This is a genomic window from Janthinobacterium sp. 13 (assembly GCF_002749695.1).
Taxonomy (GTDB): Bacteria; Pseudomonadota; Gammaproteobacteria; order Burkholderiales; family Burkholderiaceae_D; genus Janthinobacterium; species Janthinobacterium kumbetense.
The window spans coordinates 2,105,557-2,125,593 of record NZ_PEEQ01000001.1 but is presented as its reverse complement, the minus strand read 5'-3'; the positions used below and the strand labels follow the sequence as shown (position 1 = coordinate 2,125,593).

The window sequence follows — 20,037 nt, the reverse complement described above, 5'->3', positions numbered from 1 at the left end:
TCTGTGAAGCATAAAGTAAACAATATCCACTTTGTCGGCATTGGCGGCAGCGGCATGAGCGGCATCGCCGAAGTGCTGGTCAACCTGGGCTACAAGGTGTCGGGCTCCGACCTGGGCAGCAATGCGGCGACGCAGCGCCTGGCGAGCCTGGGCGCGACCGTCATGCTCGGTCACGCGGCGGAAAATATCGGCGACGCCGATGCGGTGGTGACGTCGGGCGCCGTCCCGCAAGACAATCCGGAAGTGGCGGCCGCCCGTGCGCGCAAGATTCCTCTGGTACCGCGCGCCGTGATGCTCGGCGAATTGATGCGCCTGAAACGCGGCATCGCCATCGCCGGCACGCATGGCAAGACGACGACGACCAGCCTGGTCGCTTCCGTGCTGGCGCAGGGCGGTCTCGATCCGACTTTCGTCATCGGCGGCCGCCTGACCAGCGCAGGCGCGAACGCCAAGCTGGGTTCGGGCGACTACCTGGTGGCCGAAGCCGATGAATCGGACGCCTCGTTCCTGAACCTGACGCCGATGATCGAAGTGATCACGAATATCGACGCCGATCACATGGACACCTACGAGCACGATTTCGAAAAGCTCAAGCAGGCCTTCGTGCAGTTCACGCACCGCTTGCCGTTCTATGGCCGCGCCATGCTGTGCATCGACGATCCGCACGTGCGTGCCATCATCCCGTCCGTCACCAAGCCCGTCACCACCTATGGTTTCGCGGAAGACGCGCAGGTGCGCGCCATCAACGCGCGCGCCGTGGGCCTGGAAATGCATTTCACCGTGCAGCAGGAAGGCTATCCGGACCTGGACGTGGTGCTGAACCAGCCTGGCATGCACAATGTGCAGAATGCCTGCTCGGCGATTGCCATCGCGCGCGAAATCGGCATCGCCGACAGCGCCACGCAGCAGGGCCTGGCCGAGTTTTCCGGCGTGGGCCGGCGCTTCACGCGCTATGGCGACGTGGCGCTGCCGAACGGCGGCACCTTTGCGCTGGTCGACGATTTCGGCCACCATCCGGTGGAAACGGAAGTAACGCTGGCCGCCGCGCGTGCCGCCTATCCTGGTCGCCGCCTGGTGCTGGCGTTCCAGCCGCACCGCTATAGCCGCACGCGCGACCTGTTCGAGGATTTCGTGAAAGTGCTGGGCGCGCCCGACGTGCTGCTGCTGTCCGAAGTGTATGCGGCGGGCGAAGCGCCTATCGTCGCCGCCGACGGCCGCGCACTGGCGCATGCACTGCGCGCGCGTGGCAAGATTGAACCGATCTTCGTCGAGTCCATGACGGACATGGCCGACACCATCATGAGCGTGGCGCGCGACGGCGACGTCGTGCTGACCATGGGAGCCGGCTCGATCAGCGGCATCCCGCAACAACTGACAACGTATCAATCTCACACTGTAAAGGCCTGACGTGAACCAAGCTTCAGCTATCGACGTTAAACAATTGGGCAAGGTCGGCGTCCTGTTCGGCGGCCGTTCGGCCGAGCGCGAAGTGTCGCTGATGTCCGGCGCGGGCGTGCTGGCAGCCCTGAAAAGCCATGGCGTGGATGCGCATGGCTTCGATACGGGCGAACGCAGCCTGGCCGAATTGGCCGCTGAGCAATTTGACCGCGTCTTCATCGCGCTGCACGGCCGCTTCGGCGAAGACGGCAGTCTGCAGGGCGCGCTGGAACAACTGGGCATTCCATACACGGGCAGCGGCGTGATGGCCTGCTCGGTGGGCATGGACAAGGTCTACACCAAGATGATCTGGTTGATGCACCAGCTGCCGACGCCAAAGTACGCGGTACTGGACGACAGTTCCGACTTGGCCAAGGTCGCCGCGGAATTGGGCTTGCCGCTGATCGTCAAGCCGCCGCATGAAGGCTCGAGCATCGGCATCACGACCGTCAACGAAGCGTCGGCCTTCCAGGCCGCCTACGACATCGCCGCCGGCCTCGATGATTCGGTGCTGGCCGAGGAGTTCATCAAGGGCCGCGAGTTTACCGTTGCGATCCTGGGCAAGGGCGCCACGGCGCGCGCGTTGCCGCCGATTGAAATCGTCGCGCCGCAAGGCAATTACGATTACCAGAACAAGTACTTCACGGACGACACGCAGTATTTCTGCCCGCCGCAGCTCGATGGCGCGATCATCGCAGAGATGGAGCGCATCGCCCTGGCCGCCTACCGCGCCCTGGGCTGCGAAGGCTGGGGACGGGTCGATGTCCTGATGCGCACGGCAGACAGCGCGTTGTTCCTGCTGGAAGTAAATACCTCGCCCGGCATGACGGGGCACTCGCTCGTGCCGATGGCGGCGCGCGCGGAGGGCACCAGCTATGAAGACCTGTGTCTGGAAATTGTCGCCGGCGCCAGCCTGAAAATGCACAAGGGACAGCGCTGATATGTGGCATGACGCTAAAAGCCTCAATACGACTGCCAACGGCTTGCTGGCCGCGGTTCTGGTCGTGTGCGTGGCCGCCGGCGTCTGGTGGGTGTCGCAGCGTCCCATGTTCGACCTGCGCACGATCAAGGTGGAAAGCGCGGACGACAAGGGCCTGCGCCACGTGAATTACCTGACCCTGCGCAGTGGCACTCTGGGCCGCATCAAGGGTAATTTCTTCACGACCAACCTGGAAAGCGTGCGCGGCGTGTTCGAATCGGTGCCCTGGGTGCGCCGTGCCAGCGTACGGCGCGAGTGGCCGAACCAGCTGATCGTGGCGCTGGAAGAACATGAGGCGCTGGGTACCTGGGGCGAGGACGGGCGCTTGCTGTCAGTCAAGGGCGACGTGTTTACGGCGAATGTGGCCGAGGCGGAAGACGACCATGAATTGCCTGCGTTTGCCGGCCCCGATGGCAGCGAAAAGGAAGTGCTGGCGACCTACGTGCAGCTGGCAAAGTGGTTTGCGCCGTTGAAGATGGTGCCGGAAACCCTGTCGCTGTCGAGCCGCTATGCGTGGACCGTAAAACTGGATAACGGCATGAGCGTGGCGCTGGGGCGCGAACAGAATCATACGACCCTGAAGGCGCGGGTCGACCGGCTGGTGGGCATTTACCCGCAGCTGGCGAGCCGGCTGGAAAATATCGACACGATCGATATGCGTTACCAGAATGGCCTGGCGCTCAGTTCAGCCGGCCTGGTGATACCGGCCGAAGGCAAGGATGGCAGGCCGGCAGCGGCAATCAAGAAGAAAAATGGCAGTCCGATTAAAAAACCGACTTAACCGAATAATCAATTAATCAATTAATAGCCCAAAAAACTAGGCGAAAGAAATGACAAAAGACGCGAAAAACCTGATCGTCGGCCTCGACATCGGCACCTCGAAAGTGGTGGCGGTGGTAGCCGAAGTGATGTCCGACGGGCGCCACGAAGTGATCGGGCTGGGCCAGCACGAATCGAAGGGCCTGAAAAAGGGCGTGGTGGTCAATATTGAGGCCACGGTGGAGTCCATCCAGCGCGCGCTGGAAGAGGCCGAGCTGATGGCCGACTGCAAGATCCGTAATGTGTATGCGGGCATTGCGGGCAGCCATATCCGCAGCTTCAACTCCAGCGGCATGGTGGCCATCAAGGACAAGGAAGTGACGGCGACCGACGTGGCGCGCGTCATCGAGACGGCAAAAGCGGTTAACATTCCGACCGATCAGCAATTGCTGCACACGGTGCCGCAAGAGTTCATCGTCGACAGCCAGGAAGATGTGCGCGAGCCTATCGGCATGAGCGGCATCCGCCTGGAGGTGAAGGTGCATATCGTCACCGGCGCCGTGTCGGCAGTGCAGAACATCGTCAAGTGCGTGCGCCGCTGCGGCCTGGAAGTGTCGGACCTGATCCTACAGCCGATGGCGTCCGCCGATGCGGTGCTCACGCCCGATGAGAAGGAACTGGGCGTGGTGCTGATCGACATCGGCGGCGGCACGACCGATGTGGCGGTATTTTCCGATGGCGCGATCCGCCATACGGCAGTCATTCCCATCGCCGGCGACCAGATCACCAACGACATCGCCATGGCCTTGCGCACCCCGACCGCGGAAGCGGAAGAAATCAAGATCCGCTATGGCGTGGCCAAGCAGGTCCTGGCCGATCCCGGCGAATCGCTGGAAGTGCCTGGCCTGGGCGACCGCGGCCCGCGCAACCTGTCGCGCCAGGCGCTGGCGGCAGTGATCGAGCCACGCGTCGAAGAGCTGTTCGCGATGGTGCACCAGGTGGTACGCGAATCCGGCTACGAAGGCGTGCTGTCGTCGGGCATCGTGCTCACGGGCGGCACCTCCATCATGCCCGGCATGGTGGAAATGGCGGAAGACATTTTCCTGAAACCGGCGCGCCTTGGCACGCCCGAGTATCGGGGCCAGCTGGCCGACGTGGTGCGCAGTCCGCGCTATGCCACGGTATTGGGCCTGCTGCTGGAAGCGAAGAAGCAATACCTGCGCGGCCACATCGTGACGCGTCAGGACGGCTCGGTGAAGGCAGTCTGGCAGCGCATGAAGGAATGGTTTTTAGGGAATTTTTAAGGGCTTGATTTACGCCCGGTAGGTCAGGTTTTTTTGGCAGCATCGCAGGTACACACACATAACTTTATTTTATATTTAACCGCAGTTTTCAATCTCCAGTTCTCCTACCAATATGAGGCCTGGCGCTTGGAAACCGCATCTGATAGGAGCACATCATGGAGTTCGATATGGTCGATAACACAGCTTTAGGTACCGTCATCAAGGTCGTCGGCGTCGGCGGTGCGGGTGGCAATGCAGTCCAACACATGATCAACAAAGGCATGTCGGGTGTGGAGTTCATTGCCGCCAATACCGACGCACAGGCCCTGTCGACATCGAAGGCCCACAACATCATCCAGATCGGCGATACCGGTCTGGGCGCCGGCATGAAGCCTGCCGTCGGCCGCCAGCTGGCGGAAGAATCGCGCACGCGCATCGCCGATTCGCTGCGCGGCGCGCACATGGTCTTCATCGCTGCCGGCATGGGCGGCGGTACGGGCACGGGCGCCGCTCCTATCGTGGCTGAAGTGGCCAAGGAACTGGGCGCGCTGACGGTGGCCGTGGTTTCCAAGCCATTCTCGTATGAAGGCCAGAAGTGCATGGACATCGCCGACGAAGGACTGGAGCAGCTGTCCCTGCACGTCGATTCGCTGATCATCATCCTCAACGAAAAACTGGAAGAGATCTACGAAGACGAAAGCATGCTGGAATGGATGCAGCATGCCGATGATGTGCTCAACAACGCGGTGGCCGGTATTGCCGAGATCATCAACGTGCCGGGCCATATCAACGTCGACTTCAACGACGTGAAAACCATCATGGGCGAGCAGGGCAAGGCCATGATGGGCACGGCGACGGCATCCGGCGTCGACCGCGCGCGCATCGCCGCGGAACAGGCTGTCGCTTCGCCGCTGCTGGATGGCATCGACCTGTCCGGCGCGCGCGGCGTGCTGGTCAACGTCACGGCCAGCCGTGGCTTGAAAGGTAAAGAAATCAAGGAAGTCATGGCCGCCGTGCGCGCGTTTGCCGCGCCGGACGCATCGATCGCGCAAGGTATCGCCTACGACGACGCCATGGGCGACGACATCCGCGTTACCGTGGTGGCCACGGGCCTGGGCCGCGCAAAGAAAAACATCCAGCTGGTACCGCAGCAAGTGCTGCGCACCGGTACGCACAACAGCCCGTTGACCCCATCGGCTGCCATGGGTAGCGCGCAAGCGGCGACGACGACGGTTGGCGTGGCTACGCCGGCTGCCGGTTTCGACGGCATGAAAGCGCCGGCGGTATGGCGCCGCGAATCGGCTTCCGAGCAGGTGCGCGCGATGGAAAAGAATGGCATGGAGACGTATGACATTCCAGCCTTCCTGCGCAAACAAGCCGACTAATCACAGTGAAAAAAGCCCATGGCGGCGTTGCATAGCCTTGCCGTACAGTCGTACTGTCTTCGGCCATGCGCCTTGCCCTGCGCATTTTTCATGTGATTAGGTGACCGGAGGTGATCTGATGTCAGCAAACATGACGGCGGCCTGAGGGTCGCCGTTTTTTTTGCCGGTTTTTTGACTTTTGCCTTTGCCTTTCCTGCCACTTTCTGCACAAATACGGCAAGTCAGGCATACTATCGCGCAGTGTCGGCAGCATGCCGGCAGAACCAGATCACGGGCGCTGTCCGCTCCATGGAACGGGTGGCGTCTTCAACCGACAGTACACAAGGAGTCAACATGACCATCAAGATCGGCGACACCCTGCCAGAAGGCACCCTGGCCGAATTCATCGAAAGCGAAACCGAAGGTTGCGCACTGGGCCCGAATACGTTCAACGTGCAAGACTTGGTCAAGGGCAAGAAGATCGCTATCTTCGGCCTGCCAGGCGCCTACACCCCGACCTGCTCCGCACAGCACGTGCCGGGCTACGTCAAGCACGCCGCCGACCTGAAAGCCAAGGGCGTCGATGAAATCTGGTGCATCTCCGTCAACGACGCGTTCGTGATGGGCGCCTGGGGCCGCGACCAGAAAGCTACCGGCGTCGTGCGCATGATGGCTGACGGCAACGCCGCCTACAGCAAGGCCCTGGGCCTGGACGCCGATTTTTCCAAGCACGGCATGGGCACGCGCTCGCAGCGCTACTCGCTGCTGGTCGACAATGGCGTCGTGACGCAATTGAACATCGAGCAAGGCGGCAAGTTTGAAGTGTCGAACGCGGAAACCTTGCTGGGCCAACTGGCTTAAGTCCCTGAGAAAAAGTCCATGGCGGCGTTGCACTGCCTTGGCGTACTACTCGTACTGCCTGCGGCAATGCGCCTTGCCCTGAACATTTTTCAGGGACTTGTCCTTTTTTGACGTAAAAACGGCGCCATCGGTGCCGTTTTTTTATTGTACCGACGGCTTGCTCGCCTCGAACATGGCCGCATCGATGCTGAACGAATAATCGTCCTGCAGTGCGAAATACCGGCGCGCTTCCTCGGGCGCGCCATCGAACAGGTTGCGGATGGCCGCCACTCTTTCGCTTGGCGTGCGCATGCGGGCCACCCACTCGTCGAACTGCATGGTCAGTTTCCACACGCTGCGCAAGCTGTGCGTAAAACCTGCGTTGTTAAACTTGGCGCCCCATTCGCAGCTGCGGTAGTCGCGTACGTGGGACGCGTCGCGCAGCATTTCCACCGCCTGCAAGGTGCTGTCGTAGAGGGCCGTCTTGGGCGCGACGATGTCGACCACTAATAAGGTGCCGTTCGGGCGCAGCACGCGCCACGCTTCTGCCAGGGCTCCCGCCACGTCGTTCCAGTGGTGCGCGGAAAAGCGCGTGACGACCATGTCGAAGCTGGCGTCGGCAAACGGCAGGCGGGCCACGTCGCCCTGTTGCGTGCTGATATTGTGCAAGCCGCGCTGCACCCTGGCGCAGTCGACCACGTCGAGCATGGGCTGCGCCAGGTCATAGGCGACCACCGATTGCGCCACGGGGGCGACGGCGAAGCTGGCGTGGCCGGCGCCGCAGCCCAGGTCCAGTACCACCGGCTTGCCGTGGCGGCGCGCGCATTCCTGCATCAGCACCAGGTCGGCGCCTTGCGCGTGTACGGCGCTGCTCAGGTAGGCATTGGCCGTCTTGCCAAACTGTTCGGTAACGACATCGTGCTGCTGCATGGTTTTCTCCTGTGGATGGCTGAGTTCCTGCAGAATAGGGATAAAATTATCCTGTAACAAGACCATAACTTATACTGGTATATCTACTACCATGCTTCCCCGTCATGTCGAACAAACTTGCTGAATTCATCCGCGCCCGGCGCGAAACCGTCACCCCCGCCATGGCCGGCTTGCCCGGCGGCGGACGGCGGCGCACGCCTGGCTTGCGGCGCGAAGAGCTGGCACAGCTGTGCGATGTCAGTCCCACCTGGCTGACGTGGCTGGAGCAGGGGCGGCCCGTGTCGGCATCGGCCAAGATGCTGGCGCGCCTGGCGCAGGTGCTGCAGCTGAGCGCGGCCGAGCGCGCCTACCTGTTCGAGGTGGCAGACAAGCATGACCCCAGCCATGGCGCAGGCGAGGGCGGGGGACCTGCCGCCGCCGAGTTGGCCGCCATCGTCGCCGCCATCGACGCGCCCGCGTATATCCTGGACCGCGCATGGAATGCCGTGGCGTGGAACGGGGCGGCGTCCACGCTGTTTACGGGCTGGCTGCACGGCGACGGGGACGCGCCGAACCAGTTGCGCTTCATGTTCCTGGAACCTGGTGCGCGCGATCTGGTCGTCGGCTGGCCCGAGCGGGCGCAGCGCCTGGTGGCGGAGTTTCGCGCCGATATCGGCCGGCAGGCGGACCAGGCACCGCTGGCTGGCCTGATCGCCGAACTGGCCGATGCCAGCCCTGAATTTCGCCAGTGGTGGGGCGCGCAGCAGGTGCAGGGCCGTGATGGCGGCTTGCGCCAGTTCCGGCATGCGCAACAGGGCCTGCTTGCGTTCAATCAAGTGACCCTGCACCTGGCGCGCCAGCACGACTTGAAACTGGTGATGCTGCTGCCCGTATAGTTGCCCCTTTGAAAATGTAAAACGGCCGCGCTTGTTATAATCGGACTGACCGCCTGGCCCTGCCTTTCCAGACCATGCTGTCCTGGCTCCGGCCGTCGCCATGATGACGGTCCCGCTCTTTCGCCAGGAGTCTGTCCTGTTACCCCGCAATCCCAACCTGCGCAGCATCTATGTGATGCTGGTCGCCGTCGCCATGTTTTCCCTGATGGACACAGCCATGAAGCTGTTGTCCGCCCATTATCCTCCGATGCAGGTGACGGCCTTGCGCGCCCTGTCGTCGTTGCCGCTCGTCTGCCTGTACCTGCTGTACCGCGGCGCCTTCAAGAACGTGCTGAAGGTGCGCTGGCCGCTGCACCTGTTGCGCGGCGTCCTGGGCGTGCTGATGATCACCCTGTTTGCCTACGGCCTGAAGCGCATGTCGCTGGCCGAGACGTATGCGCTGTTCTTCGTCGCCCCCTTGCTGATTACCGTCCTGTCGGTTTTTATCCTGAAGGAAAAAGTGGACTTCGCGCGCTGGTGCGCCATCGCCGTGGGTTTGCTGGGCGTGCTGGTGGCGCTGCGCCCCGACGGTTCGGGATTCTTTTCGGTGGCCGGGCTGGCCGTGCTGGGCTCGGCCGCCTGTTACGCCATTTCCGCCGTCACGGGCCGCATCCTCAGCCGCACGGACGCCAGCGAAAGCATGGTCTTTTGGCTGATGGTGATGATGGCCCTCGGCGGCGTGGCCCTGTCGGCGCACGAGTGGGTGAGCATCCGCCGCGAAGACTGGTGGCTGCTGGCGGGCTTGTCGCTGAGTGGCTTCCTGGGGCAGCTGGCGATTACGGAAGCGTTTCGCCATGGCAAGGCGTCCAGCGTGGCGCCATTCGAATACTCGGCCCTGGCCTGGGGCATGGCCCTGGACTGGATGCTGTGGCGCGCCTTGCCCGACGAATACACCCTGATCGGTGCGGCCATCATCATCGGCAGCGGCATTTACCTCGTGCGCAGGGAGGCTGTCCACGCCGAGAGCGAGCATCCATGAGTAGCGGTTGTGGTATTTCTGGCGTGGGCCATGCCGCGCCGCAACGAAAATCCGGCAAATAGATATAATCGACAGATGTTAAAACAACGCACCATCAAACAACAGGTCCGCACCATCGGTGTCGGTTTGCATTCTGGCACCAAGGTCGAGCTGACTCTGCGTCCTGCCGCGATCGACACGGGCATCGTGTTTCGCCGCATCGACCTCGATCCCATCGTCGAGTTCCCCGCTAGCGCCATGGCCGTGGGCGATACGCGCATGGCTTCCGTGCTGATCAAGGATGGCGCCAGGGTTTCTACAGTGGAACACCTGATGTCGGCTGCGGCCGGCCTGGGCGTCGACAATATGTATATCGACGTGAATGCGGAAGAAATCCCCATCATGGACGGTTCCGCCTCGTCCTTCGTCTACCTGCTGCAGCAGGCTGGCGTGGAAGAGCAGCAAGCGCCAAAGAAATTTATCAAGGTCATCAAGCCTGTGGAAGTGCGTCACGGCAAGGGTGACGCGGAGAAATGGGCGCGCTTGTCGCCGTATGACGGCTTCAAGCTCGATTTCTTTATCGAATTCAATCACCCGGCCGTCGATGGCACGATGCAGCGCGCCTCCGTCGATTTCGGCGACGTGTCGTATGTGCACGACGTGGCGCGTGCGCGCACGTTTGGCTTCATGCAGGACGTGGAAAGCTTGCGCGGCATGGGTCTGGCGCGTGGCGGTTCGCTGGAAAACGCCATCGTGATGGATGAGTACCGCATCCTCAACGCCGATGGCTTGCGCTATGAAGACGAGTTCGTGCGCCACAAGATCCTCGACGCCATCGGCGACCTGTACCTGGTGGGCCACCCCTTGCTCGCGTATTACACGGCGCACAAGTCCGGCCACGCGCTGAACAACCAACTGCTGCTGGCGCTGCTGGAACAGCCGGAATCGTATGAAATCGTTTCCTTTGATACCAATGAGGCGGCGCCGCAATCGTACCTGCGTCAAATGGAGCGCGAGTGGTCTTTGACCTGAGTTAATCCTTCGGTTCGCGGTGGTGGCGCACCATATTGCGTAGCGCCGCGATCAACTGCTCGTTCTGCTTCGACGCTGGCAGGGCCGTGCTCAGCTCTTCCAGGGCCGACATGGCTTTTTCCGGCAAGACCAGTGCCCGCGTATGCACGATGGGCGCGATGCTCTTGATCACTTGCACTTTCAGCTTGATGCCTGAAATCTGCCAGCCTTTTCTTTCCAGTTCCCCTTGTAACTTTGGCAATTGCTGCTTGAGCTTGGCCGCCAGCGCCGCGTTCGGCGTGGCCAGCACCAACTGGCCGCTCTCGAACTGCAGGATGTCGCAATGCTCGAACATGGCCGGCAAGGCCTTGGCGCAATCTTTTTGCAGGGCGGCCAGGCGCGTGACGGTGGGCATCAGGGAAGCCATCGTCGCATTGCCGCGCAGAAAATCGGTTGCGCCCGTGACGGCCGGGCCGGAGCGGGCAAAGCCGTAGCCGCGGCGCGGCGCCGGAGAATAAGTGGGAGTTCGCATGGCCGGAACATAGCACACTAGCCCGCGCATGACGAGTGCGGCGGCGGGTGCGGTGCAGGCGGGCGGACCGTATTGCCTTACAGTATGGAAAATGTCCGCAATTTCTGCTATTTGTTTGTCATTAAGCTATTGTTATATGGCGCATTACCCCAACCATGTCGGGAACGCATGATAAAATCATCGTCTTTTGCCATAGTCGAACTCCGTGCGGTGACGCGATTACTACCGCGTTGTTCCCTACCGAGCTTTTTTTAACGGCGTTTTTTCAAGAATTCAAGCATGTCATTACTGACCCAGATTTTCGGTAGCCGCAACCAGCGGCTGCTCAAGCAATACCAAAAAACGGTACGCGAGATCAATGCGCTCGAGCCGGCCATCGAAAAGCTGTCGGATGCCGAGCTGCAAGCGAAGACGCCTGCCTTCAAGGAACGCATCGCCGCGGGCGAATCGCTCGATGCCTTGTTGCCGGAAGCCTTTGCCGTCTGCCGCGAGGCCAGCAAGCGCGTCCTGCGCATGCGCCATTTCGATGTGCAGATGATCGGCGGCATGGTCTTGCATTTCGGCAAGATCGCGGAGATGGGCACGGGCGAGGGCAAGACCCTGATGGCAACGTTGCCAGCCTACCTGAATGCCTTGTCGGGCAAGGGCGTGCATATCGTCACCGTCAATGATTACCTGGCGCAGCGCGATGCCGAGACCATGGGCCGCCTGTATGCATGGCTGGGCCTGTCGACTGGCGTAAACATGTCGCAGATGGAGCACAGCGCCAAGCAGCAGGCGTACAACTCCGACATCACGTATGGCACGAATAACGAATTCGGTTTCGACTTCTTGCGCGACAACATGGTCTACGAAGCGCGCGAGCGCGTGCAGCGCAGCCTGAACTTCGGCATCGTCGATGAAGTCGACTCGATCCTGATCGATGAAGCGCGTACGCCGCTGATCATTTCGGGCCAGGCCGAGAACCATACGGACCTGTATCACAAGATCAATGAAGTGCCTGCGCGCCTGACTTTGCAGATCGGCGAAGAAACGCCGGACGGCAAGGGCAAGGTTGAAGTGCCGGGCGACTACACCAAGGATGAAAAAGCGCACCAGGTGCTGCTGACGGAAGCCGGCCACGAAAAGGCCGAAGGCATCCTGATGGAGATGGGCCTGCTGCCGGAAGGCGCCTCGCTGTACGACTCGGCCAACATCACCCTCGTGCATCACCTGTATGCGGCCTTGCGCGCGCATGCGCTGTACTTCAAGGATCAGCACTATGTGGTGCAGAACAATGAAGTGGTGATCGTCGATGAATTCACGGGCCGTCTGATGACGGGCCGCCGCTGGTCCGATGGCTTGCACCAGGCCGTCGAAGCGAAAGAGGGCGTCAAGATCCAGAACGAGAACCAGACCCTGGCCTCGATCACCTTCCAGAACTACTTCCGCATGTACGCCAAGCTGGCCGGCATGACGGGTACGGCCGATACGGAAGCGTACGAATTCCAGGAAATCTACGGCCTGGAAACGGTTGTGATTCCGCAAAACCGTCCGCTGCAGCGCAAGGACCGCCAGGATCAGGTCTATAAATCGTCGGCGGAAAAGTACAACGCGATGTTGAACGACATCCGCGACTGCTACGAGCGCGGCCAGCCCGTGCTGGTGGGTACCACCTCGATCGAGAACTCGGAACTGTTGTCTGGCATCCTGACCAAGGCCGGTTTGCCGCATAACGTGCTGAACGCGAAACAGCATGCGCGCGAAGCGGAAATCATCGCCCAGGCAGGCCGTCCGAAAGCCATCACCATCGCCACCAACATGGCCGGTCGCGGTACGGACATCGTGTTGGGCGGTAACGTCGAGAACCAGATCAAGTTCATCGAAGCCAATCCTGAGCTGAGCGACGCCGACAAGGCAGCCCAGTCGCAGACCTTGCGCGATGAATGGCAATCCCTGCACGACCACGTGGTCAATGCGGGCGGCTTGCACATCATCGGCACCGAACGCCACGAATCGCGCCGCGTCGACAATCAGCTGCGCGGCCGTGCCGGCCGCCAGGGTGATCCGGGTTCGTCGCGCTTCTACCTGTCGCTCGACGACGCGCTGCTGCGCATCTTCGCCGGCGACCGCGTGCGCGCCGTGATGGACCGTTTGAAAATGCCGGAAGGTGAACCGATCGAGGCAGGCATCGTCTCGCGTTCGATCGAATCGGCCCAGCGCAAGGTCGAAGCGCGCAACTTCGACATCCGCAAGCAATTGCTGGAATACGATGACGTCGCCAACGACCAGCGTAAGGTCATCTACCAGCAGCGTAACGAATTGCTGGAAACGACCGATATTTCCGACATGATCGCTTCCTTGCGTCATGGCGTGTTCACCGACCTGGTGCACGAGTACGTGCCGCATGAATCGGTGGAAGAGCAGTGGGATATCAAGGGCCTGGAAAATACCCTGGCGAGCGAATGGCAGCTGGACTTGCCGCTGCATGAAATGCTGGAAGCCGATTCGACCCTGACGGACGAAGAGATCCTGGAAAAAGTGCTGGCCGCGGCCGATGCCGTGTACCAGTCGAAGATCGATATCGTCGGCAAGGAATCGTTCGGCGGCTTCGAACGCAATGTCATGCTGCAAAGCGTGGACAGCCACTGGCGTGAACACCTGGCGGCGCTCGATCACCTGCGCCAGGGTATTCACCTGCGCGGTTATGCGCAGAAGAATCCGAAACAGGAATACAAGCGCGAAGCGTTTGAACTGTTTGGCCAGATGCTCGACATGATCAAGAACGACGTCACGAAACACGTGATGACGGTGCGTATCCAGTCGCGCGAAGAAGTCGATGCGGCCGAACAGGCGATGCAGCAGTCGCACGTGGAAAACGTGCACTACCAGCACGCCGAATTCGACCCGAACGCGGCGCCGGAAGAACTGCTGGCTCCTTCGGCCGGCGGCAACATGGACAACGTCGACGACATGAGCGTGAGCATGGGCGTCAAAGTGGGCCGTAACGACCCATGCCCTTGCGGCAGCGGCAAGAAGTACAAGGCTTGCCACGGCAAGCTGGCGTAAAGCCCGCTGCATGGCCTGAACAAAAACGGAGACCGCGGTCTCCGTTTTTTTATGTCCGACATGCCTTGCCCGGCCCCGGCTCAGGGAAAGGCCCAGTATTGCGGCGCCTGCGAGGGAATGCCCTTCAAGCCGCCGCGGTTTTTTGCCCGTTGCCCCGTCTTGATCATGGTGGCGATATCGGTCAGCAAGACGCGGTTGCTGGCGAAGTAATCGTGCCCCATGAAGTTCATGATGACGGCTGAGGCATCGACGAGCTCCATGCCGGGAATGCCGACGACGGGGCCGCGGATATCGCCTATCCTGTCCCAGTCGGCAAAATTGTAGGAAGCGCGGATGGCCTTGTCGTTCGCGGACGCGTACAGGGTGGCGGAGAGCTTGAGGCTGGCAAAGCGGGGGGCGATCTGGTCGCGGAAGACATCGGCATTGATGTCCGGCGCCGCCAGCACCACCTGCTTGAACAGGGGCAGCAGGTCGGGGCGCTTTTCCAGCAGGTTGGCCAGGGCCACGGTCATCGGACGGTTGCCCATGCTGTGGGCGATGAGGTAGATATCGGTGGCCGAGGAGTGCTCCGCGAAATCGGCCAGGAACGCCTGCAGGTGCGCCTGCGTCCATTCGGCGGAATTCTGGTCGTATTCGTAGCCGGCCATCGAGCCTTTCGATGGCCAGCTGTAGAACACGGGCAGGGCGCCGATATCGAGGTCGACCGCCATCTGCGCCGTGCGCCGGGCGGCGTCGTCAAAGGAATTGCTGTAGCCGTGGATATAGATGAAGGCGGCGCGGCGTTCCGGTGCGGCTTGAATGCTTGCCTTGACGGTGGCGAGGAAATCCGCGCGCGACAGGCGCGTGGTTCCCTTGATCAGCACATATTTTTGCGCATCGTCGCCGGACAGGATGGCGTACCACGGCGGCAGCGGCAGTTCGCCCGGCGCTCTTTTTTCCGGGATGCTGACGAGGACGCTGCCGTAGCTCAGGTGGGGCGCGGCGCGGTTGGGCTGCCAGCCATAGCTGCGGCTGCTGGCCTGGAATTGCCTGTCGGTGGCGTAGTACACGGTGACGTGCACGGCGCCGGCCGGCGGTGGATCGTTGCCAGGCTTGGCCATGCCGCTGCTGCCCGTGAGCATGCCGCTGCTGCCGGCCAGGTTGCCCAGATTGCCGACAAAGCCGCCGATGCCTAACCATGAGCTGTTCCATGGGAAGGTTGGCGGTGGTCGTCCCACCCCGGTCGCGGGTGGAAATTCTGCGGCTGGCGGCGTTTCAGCGGCCGGCGGCGCTGTGGATGCCAGATCGGTGGCGTGGCCAATGGCATGATCGGCCGGTTCGCCTGGCAGCGTACAGGCCGTCAACGAGGCCAGCAGGCAAAGCAGGCAGCATAAACACCATAGACGCAACGGGCGTGACGAGCCTGAATCGCTGCGATGCATGCGGTAGGATTTTCCATGCGCCATGACATTCCCTCCCCGGGCGCTTGTGCGAGACGCGTGATCGTCTGTTCCTATACCTTAGCGCCGCCAGGCGGCGGCGTTCTGATAAATCGCAAGCCTGGTCATGTTGCCGACCCGCTTCGCGACTGCCCTGGCCGGCGCGACTATTCCTTGCCGCATGTTCACCGGCGCCGCGAAGGCGCTACAATAGCGCTTCCCTTTTCCCTCGCAGAAGAAATCACCATGGCCGTCAATTCCCCCAAGCCCGTCGCCGCCGACTTGAAAGCCGTCGCCGGCATTGAAATCGGTGTTGCCGAAGCCGGCATCAAGAAACCCAACCGCAAGGATTTGCTGGTATTGAAACTGGCGCCGACGGCCACCGTGGCCGGCGTGTTCACCTTGAACCGCTTCTGCGCCGCGCCCGTGCAAATCTCGAAGGCCAACCTGGCCGCCGTGACGGCCGGCGCCGCGCCGATCCGCGCGCTGCTGGTCAATACGGGCAACGCGAATGCGGGCACGGGCGAATCGGGCCTGGCCGACGCGCAGGCCAGCTGCGCCGCGCTGGCCAAGCTGCTGGGCTGCACGCCGCAGCAAATTCTGCCGTTTTCCACCGGTGTGATCCTGGAACCCTTGCCCGTGCAGCGCCTGGTCGCCGGCTTGCCGCAAGCCGTGGCCGCACTGACGCCGGATAACTGGTTCTCGGCCGCCGAAGCCATCATGACCACCGACACGCAGCCGAAAGCCGGCTCGCGCACCGTCACCATCGGCGATCACGCGGTCACCCTGACGGGCATCAGCAAGGGCGCCGGCATGATCAAGCCGAACATGGCCACCATGCTGGGTTTCCTCGCGTTTGACGCCACCGTGGCGCAACCGGTGCTGGACCAGCTGGTGAAACAGGCGGCCGACAAATCGTTCAACTGCATCACCATCGACGGCGACACGTCGACCAATGACTCGTTCATGCTGGTGGCCACGGGCGCCGGCAGCCTGGTCATCGATTCCATCGATTCGCCGCACTATGCGGAACTGGCCGCTGCCGTCACCGAACTGTCTACTTTTCTCGCGCAAGCCATCGTGCGCGACGGCGAAGGCGCCACCAAGTTCATGACCGTGACCGTGGAAGACGGCCGCAACGTGGAAGAGTGCCGCAAGATCGCTTATTCCATCGCCCATTCGCCGCTGGTGAAGACGGCGTTCTTTGCCTCCGACCCGAACCTGGGCCGCATCCTGGCCGCCATCGGCTACGCGGGCGTGGACGACCTTGATGTGGGTCAATTGAACCTGTACCTGGACGACGTGTGGGTGGCCAAGAACGGCGGCCGCAACCCGGACTACCAGGAACAGGATGGCCAGCGCGTGATGCAGCAAAGCGAAATCACCATCCGCGTGAAACTGGCGCGCGGCGATGCCACGGCTACCCTGTGGACGTGCGATTTGTCGCATGACTACGTGTCGATCAACGCCGACTACCGCTCATGACCGGCCTCGATCAATTCCTGATCCGCGCCGAACGGGTACTGGCGCGCCTCGAGTCGATCTTGCCGCCGGCCTTGCCGGCGACGGACTGGAACAGCTTTGCCTTCCGCTGGCGCCGGCGCCAGGGCGCGGCCAGCCATCTGCAGGCCGTGGCCCACGTGTCGTCCATCGCCTTGGATGACTTGCACAATATCGGCACGCAAAAGGCGCAGATCGAGCAAAATACGCGCCAGTTCGTCAGCGGACGCCCCGCCAACAACGTACTGTTGACGGGCGCGCGCGGCACGGGCAAGTCGTCGCTGATCAAGGCATGCCTGAACCAGTTCGCCGATCAAGGCCTGCGCCTGATCGAAGTGGACAAGGCGGATCTTGCCGACTTGCCCGACATCGTCGACCTGGTGGCGGCACGCCCCGAGCGCTTCATCATCTTTTGCGACGACCTGTCGTTCGAAGAGGGCGAGAGCGGCTACAAGGCGCTGAAAGTGGCGCTCGACGGCAGCATCGCCGCGCAATCGGACAATGTGCTGATCTACGCCACGTCGAACCGCCGTCACCTGATGCCGGAACGCATGTCCGACAACAGCAGCTACAAGACGGACGATGACGGCGATTTGCATCCGGGCGAGACGGTGGAAGAGAAAATCTCGCTGTCCGAGCGCTTTGGCCTGTGGCTGTCGTTCTACCCGTTCAAGCAGGATGACTACCTCGATATCGCAGCGCACTGGCTCGCTTCGTTCGGCTGCACGCCGGAACAGATCGTGCAGGCGCGCGGCGACGCCCTGCGCTGGGCCTTGCAGCGCGGTTCCCGTTCGGGCCGGGTGGCGTGGCAATTCGCGCGCGACTATGCTGGGAAACTACCTGCGGGAAAGTTGCCGCAATGAGCGAAGTGAAAGTCACACCGGTGGATGTCGCCGTCGGCATCCTGATGAAGCCGAATGGCGACGTGTTGCTGGGCCAGCGCCCGGCCGGCAAGCCGTATGACGGCTATTGGGAGTTTCCTGGCGGCAAAGTCGAGCCGGGCGAAGCCATTTTTGACGCCTTGAAGCGCGAGTTTGTCGAGGAACTGGGTTTATATATCGACAGTGCCGAGGCCTGGTGCGGCGTCGAATATGTGTATCCGCACGCCCACGTGCGCCTGCATTTCTATATCAGCCGAGAGTGGCGGGGCGAGCCGCAAAGCCTGGAAGGGCAGGCGTTCGCCTGGCAGGGCACGGTCGGCGTGGAACCCTTGCTGCCGGCCACCATTCCCTTGCTGGAATGGCTGGACGAGGTACGCCGGGAATCGCTGGCGCTTGCCTGATTGACACTTGTGCCAGCGGGCAGCACCATGCTGCGTGCTGGCGCAAGCTTTCCTGTTACTTTCCTTGTATCGCGCGCGCTTTGCGCTACAGTGCTTTCATCTAGCATTGGGAGTTGCGCATGCCGCTGACACTGACCTTTACCGATACCGATGAATTGCTGATTGCCGCCCTGCACAAGCGTGCGCGCGCGCATGGCCGCAGCATCGAAGACGAGCACCGCGACATTCTGCGCAGCGCCTTGCGGCCGCTGTCGAAGCGTCCGCTCGACGATATTTTGCGCGGCATGCCCGACGTGGGGCTTGATGCGGATTTCGAGCGCCGCACTTGACGTGCGATGTCCGCCTACCTGGTCGACACGGATGTGATCGTTGCGGCGCGCAAGGGCAGCGCTGCGCCGGAGGGTGTGCGCACTTTTTTTGAACGGGTGGCGCCGGAAATGCGCTATGTGCCGGTACAGGTGATCGCGCAGTTGCGCGCAGGCATACAGCGCAGCTGGCGGCGCGAAGCGGCGCTGGAAGCACTGGCGCTGGAAGGCTGGCTGGAAGCAGTGCTGGCGGACTATGCGCCGCGGCTGCTGGAATTCGACCTCGATTGCGCCCTCGTGTGCGCACGCCTGTGTGAGCGGGGCCATGCGCATGGCGTCGATGGGCAGATCGCGGCGATGGGCATCGCCTATGGCTTGACGGTGGTCAGTGGCAGGCTCGACAGTTTCATGGCGCAGGGGCTGCGCCTGGAAAATCCGTTTCGCTGAGAATTATTGCGGCTTGTTGTCTTCGTCTGCCAGCGGATCTTCGAACGGGTCGGCGGCGGGGATCGTGTATTTCTCTTCGGCCCAGGCACCCAAGTCGATCTGCTTGCAGCGTTCCGAGCAGAAGGGGCGGAATTTGTTGGCTTCAGTCCATTCGACTTTGGCGGCACAGGTAGGGCAATTAACGACGGTCATGATGGGGCAAATAAGTAACAGTTAAAAATTACAGAGCGTGAGCTCGAATGGGACATCTTCTTCCAGCGGCTTGGGCTTCAAGTCGCCGCCCTGGGTAGTGAAGCGTACCCACAGCATGTATTTGTTGGCGGAAATTTCTGGGATGGCGCCGCTGCTTTCGTCCAGGCTCAGGCGCAGCATCTGGTATACCTTGCCTTGCAGCATTTGCTGGTAGCTGCCGCCATTGGCGATCAGTTTAACGGGTCCGCCGGAATCGCGCAGCAGGCGCAATACGAGGGCCAGCGCGTCGAACAGCGGGGCGAGCGGGGCGAACCAGGCGTGGATATCGGTCAAGCGCTGTTCCGAGCTGCGTTTTTGCCAGGCAAAGTAGGACGGCAAGTCGAATTCGCAGGCGCCGCCGGGGATGATGGTGCGGCCGCGGATGCTCATCAGCCATTCATTGTCGCGGATATTCTGGCCCGTCTTGCCTTGCGCCGCCACCAGGGCGCCGCTGACACTGTCGAGTTCGCCAAGGATGGCATCGAGCGTTTCCGGTTCCACATTTGGATTGCTGCGGTAACCGAGCAGGCTTTGGCGCTGGCGCTCGAGTTCCTGCAGCAGGTCGGACTTCAGGTCGGCGCGGCCAGCCACTTCGAGCATATCGAAAATAGTTGCCAAGGCAACATGGTGTTGCATTGCATGCTCTTGCTGGATGAAGAACTTGAATTTGTCGTACAGGTCTTCCAGCCGCAACAAGGTACGTATGCGTTCGTTGAAAGGGTATTCGTAGACAATCAAAATAATTCCCTTAAGTAAGGACCTGCAAACAATCCCGTGATTTTGAACCAAGCGTCGACAA

At 61.7% G+C, this 20,037-nt stretch carries 20 protein-coding genes; 15 read left to right on the top strand and 5 right to left on the bottom strand.

Features of this window, described 5'->3' with window-relative positions; translation table 11 throughout:
• The first annotated feature begins 3 nt into the window (after positions 1-3).
• The 6 genes from murC (at position 4) to CLU94_RS09220 (ending at position 6,683) form a co-directional block, all read left to right on the top strand.
• The gene (gene murC, locus CLU94_RS09245; protein WP_099665429.1) at positions 4-1,407 is read left to right on the top strand and encodes a UDP-N-acetylmuramate--L-alanine ligase; all 1,404 of its coding nucleotides are present in this window, start codon (positions 4-6) and stop codon (positions 1,405-1,407) included.
• 1 nt (position 1,408) lies between these two features.
• On the top strand, positions 1,409-2,377 hold the full coding sequence (locus tag CLU94_RS09240; RefSeq protein ID WP_251351077.1) for a D-alanine--D-alanine ligase: 969 nt from the start codon (positions 1,409-1,411) through the stop codon (positions 2,375-2,377).
• A 1-nt stretch (position 2,378) separates the two neighbouring features.
• Positions 2,379-3,197: a cell division protein FtsQ/DivIB gene (locus CLU94_RS09235; RefSeq protein ID WP_099665427.1), complete on the top strand. Its 819-nt coding sequence runs from the start codon at positions 2,379-2,381 to the stop codon at positions 3,195-3,197.
• Positions 3,198-3,246: 49 nt separating this feature from the next.
• On the top strand, positions 3,247-4,479 hold the full coding sequence (ftsA, locus tag CLU94_RS09230) for a cell division protein FtsA (protein ID WP_010394955.1): 1,233 nt from the start codon (positions 3,247-3,249) through the stop codon (positions 4,477-4,479).
• A gap of 155 nt (positions 4,480-4,634) precedes the next feature.
• Positions 4,635-5,843: a cell division protein FtsZ gene (ftsZ, locus tag CLU94_RS09225; protein WP_034748865.1), complete on the top strand. Its 1,209-nt coding sequence runs from the start codon at positions 4,635-4,637 to the stop codon at positions 5,841-5,843.
• 333 nt (positions 5,844-6,176) lie between these two features.
• Positions 6,177-6,683 (top strand): peroxiredoxin, encoded by a 507-nt coding sequence (locus tag CLU94_RS09220; RefSeq protein ID WP_034784976.1) that lies wholly within the window; start codon positions 6,177-6,179, stop codon positions 6,681-6,683.
• A 141-nt stretch (positions 6,684-6,824) separates the two neighbouring features.
• Here the strand turns inward: CLU94_RS09220 and CLU94_RS09215 are convergent, their stop codons facing one another.
• Complete coding sequence (locus CLU94_RS09215) at positions 6,825-7,592, bottom strand: class I SAM-dependent methyltransferase (RefSeq protein ID WP_099665426.1); 768 nt, start codon at positions 7,590-7,592, stop codon at positions 6,825-6,827.
• Positions 7,593-7,696: 104 nt separating this feature from the next.
• Here CLU94_RS09215 and CLU94_RS09210 point away from each other — a divergent pair, with 104 nt between their 5' ends.
• The 3 genes from CLU94_RS09210 (at position 7,697) to lpxC (ending at position 10,496) form a co-directional block, all read left to right on the top strand.
• Positions 7,697-8,467: a helix-turn-helix transcriptional regulator gene (locus tag CLU94_RS09210; protein WP_099665425.1), complete on the top strand. Its 771-nt coding sequence runs from the start codon at positions 7,697-7,699 to the stop codon at positions 8,465-8,467.
• A 175-nt stretch (positions 8,468-8,642) separates the two neighbouring features.
• Positions 8,643-9,485 carry a DMT family transporter gene (locus CLU94_RS09205; protein ID WP_099668227.1) on the top strand — a complete coding sequence of 281 codons (843 nt, stop codon included), beginning with the start codon at positions 8,643-8,645 and terminating at the stop codon, positions 9,483-9,485.
• Between the two features lie 75 nt (positions 9,486-9,560).
• Positions 9,561-10,496, top strand: a complete 936-nt coding sequence (lpxC, locus tag CLU94_RS09200) for a UDP-3-O-acyl-N-acetylglucosamine deacetylase (protein ID WP_077399869.1) — start codon at positions 9,561-9,563, stop codon at positions 10,494-10,496.
• Between the two features lies 1 nt (position 10,497).
• On the opposite strand, the gene CLU94_RS09195 is transcribed toward lpxC, so the two are convergent.
• On the bottom strand, positions 10,498-11,007 hold the full coding sequence (locus CLU94_RS09195; RefSeq protein WP_099665424.1) for a DciA family protein: 510 nt from the start codon (positions 11,005-11,007) through the stop codon (positions 10,498-10,500).
• A gap of 279 nt (positions 11,008-11,286) precedes the next feature.
• Between CLU94_RS09195 and secA the strand changes: the two genes are divergently transcribed.
• Positions 11,287-14,055: a preprotein translocase subunit SecA gene (gene secA, locus CLU94_RS09190; RefSeq protein ID WP_099665423.1), complete on the top strand. Its 2,769-nt coding sequence runs from the start codon at positions 11,287-11,289 to the stop codon at positions 14,053-14,055.
• 80 nt (positions 14,056-14,135) lie between these two features.
• Here the strand turns inward: secA and CLU94_RS09185 are convergent, their stop codons facing one another.
• Positions 14,136-15,272 (bottom strand): alpha/beta hydrolase, encoded by a 1,137-nt coding sequence (locus CLU94_RS09185; RefSeq protein WP_180278622.1) that lies wholly within the window; start codon positions 15,270-15,272, stop codon positions 14,136-14,138.
• Positions 15,273-15,719: 447 nt separating this feature from the next.
• Here CLU94_RS09185 and argJ point away from each other — a divergent pair, with 447 nt between their 5' ends.
• The 5 genes from argJ to CLU94_RS09160 all read left to right on the top strand — a co-directional run bounded on the left by argJ (position 15,720) and on the right by CLU94_RS09160 (position 19,007).
• Positions 15,720-16,958, top strand: a complete 1,239-nt coding sequence (gene argJ, locus CLU94_RS09180) for a bifunctional glutamate N-acetyltransferase/amino-acid acetyltransferase ArgJ (RefSeq protein ID WP_099665421.1) — start codon at positions 15,720-15,722, stop codon at positions 16,956-16,958.
• Positions 16,955-17,836, top strand: a complete 882-nt coding sequence (locus CLU94_RS09175; protein ID WP_099665420.1) for an ATP-binding protein — start codon at positions 16,955-16,957, stop codon at positions 17,834-17,836. The genes argJ and CLU94_RS09175 overlap by 4 nt, the downstream gene beginning before the upstream one ends.
• Complete coding sequence (locus CLU94_RS09170; RefSeq protein ID WP_099665419.1) at positions 17,833-18,255, top strand: NUDIX domain-containing protein; 423 nt, start codon at positions 17,833-17,835, stop codon at positions 18,253-18,255. Before CLU94_RS09175 ends, CLU94_RS09170 begins: the two co-directional genes overlap by 4 nt.
• Positions 18,256-18,374: 119 nt before the next feature.
• Positions 18,375-18,584: a FitA-like ribbon-helix-helix domain-containing protein gene (locus CLU94_RS09165; protein ID WP_099668226.1), complete on the top strand. Its 210-nt coding sequence runs from the start codon at positions 18,375-18,377 to the stop codon at positions 18,582-18,584.
• A 6-nt stretch (positions 18,585-18,590) separates the two neighbouring features.
• Positions 18,591-19,007: a PIN domain-containing protein gene (locus tag CLU94_RS09160; RefSeq protein ID WP_099665418.1), complete on the top strand. Its 417-nt coding sequence runs from the start codon at positions 18,591-18,593 to the stop codon at positions 19,005-19,007.
• 3 nt (positions 19,008-19,010) lie between these two features.
• Here CLU94_RS09160 and yacG read toward each other — a convergent pair whose 3' ends face one another.
• Positions 19,011-19,202, bottom strand: coding sequence for a DNA gyrase inhibitor YacG (gene yacG / locus CLU94_RS09155; protein WP_034748814.1), 192 nt, complete (start codon positions 19,200-19,202; stop codon positions 19,011-19,013).
• Positions 19,203-19,220: 18 nt separating this feature from the next.
• Positions 19,221-19,976: a cell division protein ZapD gene (gene zapD / locus CLU94_RS09150; RefSeq protein WP_077399896.1), complete on the bottom strand. Its 756-nt coding sequence runs from the start codon at positions 19,974-19,976 to the stop codon at positions 19,221-19,223.
• Positions 19,977-20,037 lie beyond the last annotated feature (61 nt).

Excerpts from the sequence above, each read along its gene's own strand:
- CLU94_RS09235 (WP_099665427.1), top strand. The coding sequence starts at position 2,379 with ATGTGGCATGACGCTAAAAGCCTCAATACGACTGCCAACGGCTTGCTG.
- ftsA (WP_010394955.1), top strand. The coding sequence starts at position 3,247 with ATGACAAAAGACGCGAAAAACCTGATCGTCGGCCTCGACATCGGCACC.
- ftsZ (WP_034748865.1), top strand. The coding sequence starts at position 4,635 with ATGGAGTTCGATATGGTCGATAACACAGCTTTAGGTACCGTCATCAAG.
- CLU94_RS09220 (WP_034784976.1), top strand. The coding sequence starts at position 6,177 with ATGACCATCAAGATCGGCGACACCCTGCCAGAAGGCACCCTGGCCGAA.
- CLU94_RS09215 (WP_099665426.1), bottom strand. The coding sequence starts at position 7,592 with ATGCAGCAGCACGATGTCGTTACCGAACAGTTTGGCAAGACGGCCAAT.
- CLU94_RS09210 (WP_099665425.1), top strand. The coding sequence starts at position 7,697 with ATGTCGAACAAACTTGCTGAATTCATCCGCGCCCGGCGCGAAACCGTC.
- CLU94_RS09205 (WP_099668227.1), top strand. The coding sequence starts at position 8,643 with ATGCTGGTCGCCGTCGCCATGTTTTCCCTGATGGACACAGCCATGAAG.
- lpxC (WP_077399869.1), top strand. The coding sequence starts at position 9,561 with ATGTTAAAACAACGCACCATCAAACAACAGGTCCGCACCATCGGTGTC.
- CLU94_RS09195 (WP_099665424.1), bottom strand. The coding sequence starts at position 11,007 with ATGCGAACTCCCACTTATTCTCCGGCGCCGCGCCGCGGCTACGGCTTT.
- secA (WP_099665423.1), top strand. The coding sequence starts at position 11,287 with ATGTCATTACTGACCCAGATTTTCGGTAGCCGCAACCAGCGGCTGCTC.
- argJ (WP_099665421.1), top strand. The coding sequence starts at position 15,720 with ATGGCCGTCAATTCCCCCAAGCCCGTCGCCGCCGACTTGAAAGCCGTC.
- CLU94_RS09175 (WP_099665420.1), top strand. The coding sequence starts at position 16,955 with ATGACCGGCCTCGATCAATTCCTGATCCGCGCCGAACGGGTACTGGCG.
- CLU94_RS09170 (WP_099665419.1), top strand. The coding sequence starts at position 17,833 with ATGAGCGAAGTGAAAGTCACACCGGTGGATGTCGCCGTCGGCATCCTG.
- CLU94_RS09165 (WP_099668226.1), top strand. The coding sequence starts at position 18,375 with ATGCCGCTGACACTGACCTTTACCGATACCGATGAATTGCTGATTGCC.
- CLU94_RS09160 (WP_099665418.1), top strand. The coding sequence starts at position 18,591 with ATGTCCGCCTACCTGGTCGACACGGATGTGATCGTTGCGGCGCGCAAG.